Source organism: Candidatus Jordarchaeum sp. (genome assembly GCF_052745115.1).
The window spans coordinates 1-9,394 of record NZ_JBRAKS010000147.1 but is presented as its reverse complement, the minus strand read 5'-3'; the positions used below and the strand labels follow the sequence as shown (position 1 = coordinate 9,394).

Sequence of the window (9,394 nt, the reverse complement as noted above, 5' to 3'; positions counted from 1 at the left end):
GAACCGAACACCATTTAGGCGGTGTCCTAAATGGGTAAGTTTCGGACAACGGTTGTTTAAATGGCTGAAGAACAAGACCAAGAAGAAATCCTAAAAAGATCCGAGCAAATGGTAGAACTATTCAAACAACTAAAAGGAAAAAACTTCCAAGAAATCCCCGCCCCACCATTCACAAAATGGCTAAACGGAACAATCATAGACGCCAAACGCGGAGAAATCGAACTAGAATTCACGGTACGCCCCGAAATGGCCAACCCCACCGGACTCCTACACGGCGGAATGCAATGCGCCCTAATGGACGACACCATCGGAGTAACCACCGCAACCCTCGGATACCCCGGATTCCTAATAAGCATCGACTTCCACGTAGACTACCTAGGAAAAGTAAAAGTAGGAGAAAAAGTCCGCGTCAAAGGACAAATCGTACGCGAAGGCCGAAAATCGTACACGCCATGGCTGAAATACACGATACTCAAGGAAACCTAATAGCAACCGGCAGCTCAAACCTATCCAAAACAAGCTACAAACCAGACTACCTCAAAAACATAAAAGGCAAATAATACCCTCATAGAAAATGAGTTTCCCTTTAAAAAAACAAATCAGAAAAAAGTAAAAAACAAGAATTAAAAAATAAGACAGGGATCAAATCCCAGTCCCATTAAAAACCAAGTTACGCAGGTCCAGCAGCCAGAATCTTCTTCCCTTCCTCAAGCCCAAGTCTGAACTGCTCAATGTTCTTTTCCGGATTCCATAGCCGCTCTCGGATAACCTTCTCAACCGTCTCCACCATCACTGGAATCTTCCCAGTAGCCATAGCCATACCTAGAAAAATCATATTAACACCAGAATAGTCACCGTACTTCTCCTCAGACAACTGGTTAGCATTAACCACATAAATGTTATTGTTAAACTTCTTCAGATTCTCAACCACTTTCTCAAGAGGAGGATACTCCGCCTCACCAGTCCTAACCTGAGGAGGCCAAATTTCATACCGGTTCATAATAATCAAACCATCCTCAGAAACATACTTAATGTTCCGCAGAGTCTCCGCCATCTCCATACTCAAATACAGGTCAGCCTGACGCACCGGAATAAGAGACGAATGAATAGACCGCCGCTCATCAAACTTCTCACCCTTCTCCAAAACAGCGAACCTCACATGGCTATCCACAGCTCCCTCACGCTGCGAAGCACCACGAGACTCCGTACCAACAACCACCATACCCTCAACAAGACCCGCCTCCTTCAAAAGCTGACCCAGAGTCATTGTGCCCTGTCCACCGACCCCACAGATGTACACGTTTACTTTTTTCATTTCTTGCCTTCCTCCAGGATTGTGGTTCCGGGCCAAACCTTGGTGACGCTGATTGCGCAGCCCTTGCATAGCTGTTTGCACACCATGCACTCTACGCATCGGGATAGTTCAATCTTTGAAACCTTTTCGCCTTCAAACTCTGTGACTGTAATTGCTGGGCAACCATATTCTTTAACACACTCCTCACAGAATATGCAAGCGTCCTCATTCACGTCAATGTACATTTTAACGCCCTTTTCCTTGCGTGCCTCAATGGTTGACCTGGCGCGCCGCCTTGTCTCCAGGATACACTCTTGCTGAGATATGACTACACGTACACCGGTTTTCTTGAAAGCATCCTCGAAAATGGCAATCGTACCCCTAACATTGAACGGGTCCGCCACGCGCACATAGTCCACGCCCAGAGCGGTCACGATGTCTCTGAGGTTCACGCTCTTAGCCGGCTTTCCCGACCAGTCAATACCCGTCGCCGGAGTAGGCTGGTGACCGGTCATAGCGGTCCAGCGATTATCCATAATGACCAGTAGGAGATCCGCATCGTTCCAAACCGCGTTCAAAAGACCGGGAATCCCGGTGTGCAGAAACGTGGAATCGCCAATGAAAGCAACCGTCTTCTGCTTCTTAGTCTTATAGCTCATACCTGCAGCAATACTCTCACCCGCAGACATGCAGGTCATCAAGTCACCCATGTTAAACGGGGCGAGTGCTCCCATGGCGTAGCAACCGATGTCGTTTGCCCACACTACGTCGTAGCCTTTGTTTTCTACGGCTTTTTTGATGGCGTAGTATGTGGCTCTGTGGGGGCAGCCGGGGCACATGTTGGGTGTCCTCATGGGTAGCATTAGTGCGGCTTCCAGTATTTTCATGTCTAGGCCGCTTGTGTCTATGGGTGGCGTTTTGTTGAATACTTTAGAATAAGCCTGTATTGCGATATCAGTGTTTAACTCGCCCACTGATGGGAAGAGTTCCTTTCCTTTTATCGGGATTTCTAGTCCCTGGTCGTAGGCTATTTTTTTGATTTCTCCCTCAAGGAATGGGTCTAATTCCTCCATTACGATTATTTGTTCTAGATTAGATGCGAAGTCTGCAATCTGTTTTGGTGATAGTGGGTATACTAGTCCAAGTTTTAGTATAGGTACATCGTAAACTCCCAGATTGTCCAGTGCCTCAAGGGTATAGTCGTAAGACATTCCGGAGGTTATTATTCCGGTTTTGTTGTCACCAGGCAATACTCTGTTGAGCTTGGTGGTGGGAACATATTCCTGTATCATCTTGTTCTGGTTGTTTATTAGTTTCTGATGATTTTGCACCGCTAGCACCAGAGTGTTGTAGTATTTGCCCCAGTTCTTTTGGAAGTAGCCCTCTTTTGGCGGATCTTTGAGTTCTCCCAGTTCCACAGTGCCCACAGCGTGGCATGCTCTAGCAGTACTATTAATTATTACTGGCACATCAAATTTCTCGGAAATGTTGAAAGCCTCGACCACGAAGTCCTTGCTCTCCTGAGTACTGGAAGGCTCAACAACTGGGATGCGGGCATGCAACCCATAGTAACGGTTATCCTGCTCATTCGTACTCGATAATGCTGCTGGGTCGCCACCGTTAATTATAACAAGGCCCCCAGTAGGTGTAACACCACTATAAGCAAGCGTGAACATTGGATCAGCGGCAACGTTCATTCCGACCATTTTGAAAGTGCATAGTGATCGCACACCCGCCCAGCTGGCTCCGATTGCGTTTTCTAGTGCGACGTACTCGTTGGTCGAATACTGGAATACTAGTCCTGGTAGTTCTTCTGCTATGGCGGCGAGTGCGTCTCCGACTTCGCTGGCTGGTGTTCCGGGGTAGGTGCTTGCGAATCCTATTCCGGCTTCTAGTGCCCCTCTGGCCATGGCTTCGTTTCCGAGCATCACGACTTTTTTACCTTTTTCCCTACTTATTAGTTCTTTAATGGTTGACACCTCCAAGAAAGCGTAATAATCATTACATTGAAACGTTGTCTTACTATATATAAAAATCTAACCTCAAAAATTAATTTGGTCTGTAGCTTAATAAAAGAGAATTGTAGGAATTAAACTCGCAGTTCCATTTTACCTCTTAAGACTTGTGTGTTCTGTACTTCTGTACTATTTCTTTGATCTCTTCTTCTGAGAGTTTATCGTGCTTAGCGATTCTTTAATCAATTCAGCAGTAAAGCTCTTTCAACTGATTTGACAGGTCTGGTAATTCCAGTTTCTTCATAATTACTGGTTCGTTAAAGCTGTAGACAAGTAGTTTGGTCTTTGGATCTATCACTAGTTTCTCCCTTTTACTCTAGGGGAATCACAACCTGGCCCTTACTGCTCACTACTACAACATCTGATTCCCTAGTGCTAACCGTAAAATTCCCCATCTTTTCTCACTTTCTTACACTTATAATACTAATTGAAGTGCCGTTTTACAGATTACGAGCAGATTCTGACGCAACCTCTACGCTTAACCTCTTTTCCGAAGGCTTACAGCGTTTTTTCTTTAGCGTGTTTATGTCAAGTTTTGGCTGGCTAGATTTCGCTTATTTCTATTTTTCTTTCTTGGAGTTTTTTGGCTATAATCTTCAAGAACTCTTTGATATCCTCTAGGTTGTGATGTAATATGTTATATACTCGATCTAAATCAAGCTTGGTGTATGTGTGTGCCAAAACATGTCTGAAACGTGCCATAGCAACAAGTTTCTTGGCTAACTCCTCTGATATCAGCTTCTCCTCGCTAAGAACTATGAACGCGTCGGCATAACTTTCGGGTGTTCTAAGTACGAGTTTCGATATGGTTTTGAGGGCAATGTCTATGCAGCCTTGTACCGCCATATATAGATGCCACAGAACGCTTCCGAGCAAAACAGAGTCCCGTGCTATTTCTTCCATGCTCTTCTCTTTAACCTCTTCTAAAAACCTGATAGCTTCGGTAACTGATTCAAAGAGCATCCAGAACTCTCCTTAACCGGTCCTCTTTCATTCTAGTGAGGGTCTCTTTCAACTCTAGCGCTGAAACAAGAGTATCATAAACAAAATTTTCTTGAACACTTCTATCCTTAATAAACAAAGGTTTTCCCTCTTTGATAACGTTGTATCTAAAGAGTGGTGGAGCATCATTTAAGACTCTAACATCGATCTCAACATTTACTTCTACTGGTAGCTTGGCTAGTAGCTCCATAAACTTCTCATGTCCTTTGTCTCTGAGGTAAACAGCTATATCTAAGTCGCTGAATCTGTTGGCTCTCTCCTTAGCGTAGGATCCATAAATATAGGCGAATAGAACATTGCTGCTCCTTTCTAAACACTCTCCCACTTTCTCAACAATACTCCTCAATGTATCCACCATCGTGAAAATAGAAGAAAACAATAATACTCAAATTCTTTTCCAAAGTTTTCAAGCAACTGGATTCCAATGTTTAATAATAAATTCTCCTTCTTTTTTTAAATTTTTATGCTTCGATCAATAGAAAATGTTTATTAGAGTACAAGAGTTTTTAAAAAATTGTTATAGAGGCTGAGGAGATGGATTAGATTGTTTCTTGACGAGGATCTAGATTTGCAAAAAGCGTGGAAACGGCTCATCGCGATATTATTTATACTGATGATTCCTGCTTTTCTTAGTTTCGTGTGGTTCGGGTTTTCCAATGTGCCCAAAATGTATCCCTTGTGGGATTCACAAAATATAATGTTATTTCTAAGGGTCTCAGATCTTTCTGTTAGTGTAGAATTGGGTAGCTCTATGCTGTTTAATACAGTTAATGTTTCTGGGATTGTTCTAAATCTAATACCTGTAATGTTCTTCTGGATTGTTTTTACAGTTATTGGTGCTTATTACTGGATAATCATGCGACTCGCTAGAGATGGGAGCTTCTGGTTTTCTCCTCTAGGCACTAGGCCTTCCAACCGTTATCAGACGTTTGGAGAAGCAAAGAAAAGACTTAGAGAGATTGTCGGAAGTGGTACTGGTGATGAGAGATCTGCTCTCTACCTGTTTGTGATATTTTATGTGGTGGGATTCTCGTCTACGATACTGATTATATTATTAGGTTTTGTAGGAATTTTTGAGCTGTTTGAGGCTCTCATAATATGGTTGGTGTTTCTAGTTCTCAATATTATTCCCGAGTGGAGAATGTGGAATAAAATCAGGTAAAACGTGTCATAAAAGGTGAGAATTTACTTTCTTAGCTTGCTGACTTTTTTCTTATCTAATTCTCGTTAATAAGTAGTTAAAATTCATGATAAAAATTATGAAGTATAGATAATGATTTTTTGGTTAATTCTCTACTTATTTTATATTATTTTTTTGGGTATTATAACTAATCCTTTCAATATTGGGTGTTTTTGGGGCCCTTATTACACTTAATATGGTTGCCACTTTCGGGGTTCTGTAGTTTCCTTCTTTTTGGTTTTAGCTGTGTCCTTTTCGTATTTTTTGGGTTCTTTGCCTACTTTGTATGGTTCGGGTTTGTATCCTTGCTCTAATGTTTTTTGGACTTCTCTGTCTGCTGATATTGTGTTCCAGAGTAGAGTATCTATCATAGTTACCTGTTTGTGTTTTGTGCATTTTAGTACTAGTTGGGTTTTCTTTTTACCCACCTTTATCTTGTGTTCTTCGAGAGGCATGCCGCATCTGCACTTGTATACACTGTCTCTGAGGTGTCCTATCCACTTGTGTTCCTGCTCCATTGGTAGTTTGAGGTTGAAGGGGTGTCCTTTGAGGCATTTACCAATAATTATAGCGTTGTTTTTCACAACTCTTGCGGATTTGGTTATCCTGGGATTCCTACATTTTACACAGGTAAAAACATCTACATATTCATCTGACATGCTTTCCACATCACTCACATTGATTTTTTAGTTTTTGCCTGGTTTATTCGTTGTTTTTGGAATATTTAAGGTTTGAGTTTTTGACAATCCGGGTAAAACTGCTTAATCCGATATTAAGCTTTAAATTTGTAAAAAACCCCAGCGAAATCAATTAGCAAATCGTTTCTGGTTCCGGGTTTTCTTTTTCAATTCAATTCTGATGTGATTGAAATGGTCACTTCTGTATGTCTGTTGGGGAAGCGGTTTCCATTTTTTCTGCTAGACGTTTTACCGCTTCGGCTGTGGGGTAATCGTTTAGAAACTTTTCCCAGAGTGCCTTGGCGAAGGCAACAAACTTTTCTTTTTCAAGCATTAATTTGAGCTGTTCCACGGTTTTGAATCCGCTTTCTTCGGCGATTACCTCATCGTTAAATCTGAGCTCTCCCTTTATGAGTGCCAAAAAAACATAGTTTAGTTCTAGATCTTCTTCATCTAATTTCAATTCTAGATAGGGTTTTAGCACTCCTTTTACTCCCATCTCCTCCCAGAGTTCTCTCTCTGCACTCTTTAATATGGTTTCAAAACTGAAGTTTTCTTCGTACAATACGTGTCCACTAGCGCTGTCTGTGTACATTCCTGGGTGGCTCTTCTTGATGAGGGATCTTTTCTGAACTAGGAGCATTCCCTCTCTGTTGAATCCGAGTATCCTGACCACTAGATGCTTAACATTTCTTCTATGGGCTTCTCCCCTTCCCATAGGAAAGATTTTATATTCACCATCTGTCTCTTGCACACAAGCTATTACTTCCATCGAAAAATCGTTCCTTAACCAATAAATACTGATTTGTACGAATGCTTGAAATTAAATGTTTCCAAATATCACATATTGCTATTCGTCTATAAAACTTTGATTTTCTCCCTTTTAGCCTTCTTAATCGGGGGACAAGGTGATAAATGCCTGTTTTTGAGCTTTATTATCTAAAATTAGTTTGGTCTCTCCAATTTTCAAGTGTTTTAAATCGAAAAGAAGCCTTATACACAATTCTTTTTTACATTATCCGTAACCAAAAAACAATTACTGATTAAACTATGCACTTAACCTTCAGTAATATTTTTATACAAAGTTAAATTGATTTCACGTTAATAACCTCTTATTGCTGGAAGAAGGTGATAACTTTGTGTAGTATGTTTGTTCCGAATATAATGAGAAATGTTGCCATAATTACTGGCGGTGTTTCAAGGTATGCTCGTCCCAGAAACGAGAATCAGGAAGAAATGGTTGCGGAAGCCTTTAAAGAGGCACTAGACGATTGCCCCAACCTGACCATAAGAGATATCGATAACCATGTGTGCTCCTATTTTTCTGATCATTTTGAGCAACAGTTGGCCATGTCATGGATAATACACGACTATCTAGGTTTAACACCAAAGCCAGTGTTTAGGATCGAAGACGGTGGAGCAGGACCACTGGCAGCGATACGTGCGGGATTCGCACTGGTAGCATCTGGACTCTCAGAGGTGTGTCTGGTCACCGGAGTGGAAAAGCAGGGTGAGGTTGGTACGGCTAAAGCAAACGAATTCATAGCCCTGGCCTCAGATACTGACTTCGAGTTTCCCGCTGGTGGATACTATACTGGTTATTATGCTGCCATGGCGGCAAGACACATGTACCTTTATGGTGACACCGAGGAAGACTTTGCTCTTATAGCTGTAAAGAACAAAAACTACTCGCTCGATAATCCTTATGCCCAGTGGCCGCAGGAAAATGGAGGCAAAGAAATCGGTGTCGACGATGTGTTAAACTCTAGACTCCTAGCTTGGCCACTGAAAACTATGGATTGTTGTCTCTTAACTGAGGGGGCTTCATGCGTAGTATTGGCCTCGGAGGATGTTGCTCGAAACTACACCGATGAACCTATCTGGATTGACGGTATAGGCCTGGGAACTGATTTCATGAGACCCGGGGATAGGCCGGATAGTCCGACATGGTCTGCGATAAATAGAGATGCTAAGAAACACTATCCAGATTACGCTATAAAACCTAGAGAACTCTATCCCGAGATATCCAATTTTGGTGCGTGTAGATTTGCTGCAAAAACTGCCTATAAAATGGCAGGCATAACAAATCCCCTGAAAGATATAGATGTAATTGAGATTCATGATGCCTACGATTCCAGTGAGCTTCAAACCTATGAGGATCTTATGCTCTGCAAGGTTGGTGAAGGTAAAAACCTAATCCGAGAGGGCCAAGTGTACGTAAACAGTGAAGTTACCATAAATCCAAGCGGAGGCCTAGAAGGCATGGGGCATCCTGTAGGTTCCACCGCGATAGGGCAATGCGTGGAACTCATATGGCAAATGAAACAAATGATTCCTGAAAAACACTTTAGCAGCAGAACTCAGGTCGACAAGGCAGAAACCACTCTACTGCACAGCCACGCCGGAACGGGAACAGCCATAGCTGTGGCGATTCTGAGGAGGTGAAAATATTGGCTAAAAAAGAAAAGAAATTCAAGTGGCCTAAAATAGGTGAAGAAGGACACAACGTAAAGGTCCTTAAAGAGGAACCAGTAGATCCCCAGTTTGAGGGTTGGGGAAATCTGGGAAGAATGTCAATAGCGGGATACAGGCTAATAGAAGCGGACGAAGGACCTAGAATCGACAAGCTCGAAACCAGAAGATACATGCGAGTATACAGACCCTACGACATTATGTACAATCATAGTTACGGAAGAGTATCAAAGTTCTTTGAGGGCTTACTAGAGAAAAAAATCCTTGGGACACGGTGTCCCCGCTGTGGAGACAAATTTATGCCACCTAGAGCACATTGTTGGAGACCCGAATGCAACCTCGAGGAAACAGAATGGATTGAGTTAAAGCCCCAAGGCATCCTACACAGCTACACCATTCTCGGATTCGCCGCAGAAGCATTTCTACCACAGCTACCCTTCATACTGGGATACGTGAGAATAGACCACTGCAACACTCTAATAGCACTAAGGGTGGCTATGGAAGAAGCAGGATACTCACTTGAAGAAATCGACTGCGACACACCCGTAACCATAAAATTCGTAGACGACCCCAAGGGCTCAGTTTTAGATATTTACGCGGTGCCCTCAGAAAAACCAAAATCTAGAAGAACACCCGAACAAAAGGAACGTCTTAAAAAACAATTAGAAATGATCTCATCATGGGTAAAAAAGAAATACGGCTAATCCTCCTACCCTCTTTTTTTACCGTATACGGGAAGTATATGCTTGTGTTT

The 9,394-nt window shown here is 42.4% G+C and carries 10 protein-coding genes; 4 read left to right on the top strand and 6 right to left on the bottom strand.

The features are described 5' to 3' along the window. Positions 1–60 precede the first annotated feature (60 nt). A complete protein-coding gene (locus tag ACUVXA_RS11435; RefSeq protein ID WP_445871394.1) occupies positions 61–486 on the top strand; it encodes a PaaI family thioesterase in 426 nt (141 codons plus the stop codon). 184 nt (positions 487–670) lie between these two features. Here the strand turns inward: ACUVXA_RS11435 and ACUVXA_RS11430 are convergent, their stop codons facing one another. The 4 genes from ACUVXA_RS11430 to mntA all read right to left on the bottom strand — a co-directional run bounded on the left by ACUVXA_RS11430 (position 671) and on the right by mntA (position 4,657). Further along, complete coding sequence (locus ACUVXA_RS11430) at positions 671–1,315, bottom strand: indolepyruvate oxidoreductase subunit beta (RefSeq protein ID WP_445871393.1); 645 nt, start codon at positions 1,313–1,315, stop codon at positions 671–673. After that, positions 1,312–3,273 (bottom strand): indolepyruvate ferredoxin oxidoreductase subunit alpha, encoded by a 1,962-nt coding sequence (gene iorA, locus ACUVXA_RS11425; RefSeq protein WP_445871392.1) that lies wholly within the window; start codon positions 3,271–3,273, stop codon positions 1,312–1,314. The genes ACUVXA_RS11430 and iorA overlap by 4 nt, the downstream gene beginning before the upstream one ends. A gap of 579 nt (positions 3,274–3,852) precedes the next feature. Beyond that, the gene (hepT, locus tag ACUVXA_RS11420; RefSeq protein WP_445871391.1) at positions 3,853–4,272 is read right to left on the bottom strand and encodes a type VII toxin-antitoxin system HepT family RNase toxin; all 420 of its coding nucleotides are present in this window, start codon (positions 4,270–4,272) and stop codon (positions 3,853–3,855) included. Beyond that, a complete protein-coding gene (mntA, locus tag ACUVXA_RS11415) occupies positions 4,262–4,657 on the bottom strand; it encodes a type VII toxin-antitoxin system MntA family adenylyltransferase antitoxin (protein WP_445871390.1) in 396 nt (131 codons plus the stop codon). Before mntA ends, hepT begins: the two co-directional genes overlap by 11 nt. 198 nt (positions 4,658–4,855) lie before the next feature. Here mntA and ACUVXA_RS11410 point away from each other — a divergent pair, with 198 nt between their 5' ends. Further along, positions 4,856–5,473: a hypothetical protein gene (locus ACUVXA_RS11410; RefSeq protein ID WP_445871389.1), complete on the top strand. Its 618-nt coding sequence runs from the start codon at positions 4,856–4,858 to the stop codon at positions 5,471–5,473. Between the two features lie 209 nt (positions 5,474–5,682). Here the strand turns inward: ACUVXA_RS11410 and ACUVXA_RS11405 are convergent, their stop codons facing one another. Continuing rightward, positions 5,683–6,150, bottom strand: a complete 468-nt coding sequence (locus ACUVXA_RS11405) for a hypothetical protein (protein WP_445871388.1) — start codon at positions 6,148–6,150, stop codon at positions 5,683–5,685. 214 nt (positions 6,151–6,364) lie between these two features. Further along, positions 6,365–6,940: an NUDIX hydrolase gene (locus ACUVXA_RS11400; RefSeq protein WP_445871387.1), complete on the bottom strand. Its 576-nt coding sequence runs from the start codon at positions 6,938–6,940 to the stop codon at positions 6,365–6,367. 374 nt (positions 6,941–7,314) lie between these two features. Here ACUVXA_RS11400 and ACUVXA_RS11395 point away from each other — a divergent pair, with 374 nt between their 5' ends. Beyond that, positions 7,315–8,613, top strand: coding sequence for a thiolase C-terminal domain-containing protein (locus tag ACUVXA_RS11395; protein ID WP_445871395.1), 1,299 nt, complete (start codon positions 7,315–7,317; stop codon positions 8,611–8,613). A gap of 5 nt (positions 8,614–8,618) precedes the next feature. Continuing rightward, positions 8,619–9,344: a Zn-ribbon domain-containing OB-fold protein gene (locus tag ACUVXA_RS11390; RefSeq protein ID WP_445871386.1), complete on the top strand. Its 726-nt coding sequence runs from the start codon at positions 8,619–8,621 to the stop codon at positions 9,342–9,344. Positions 9,345–9,394: the final 50 nt, after the last annotated feature.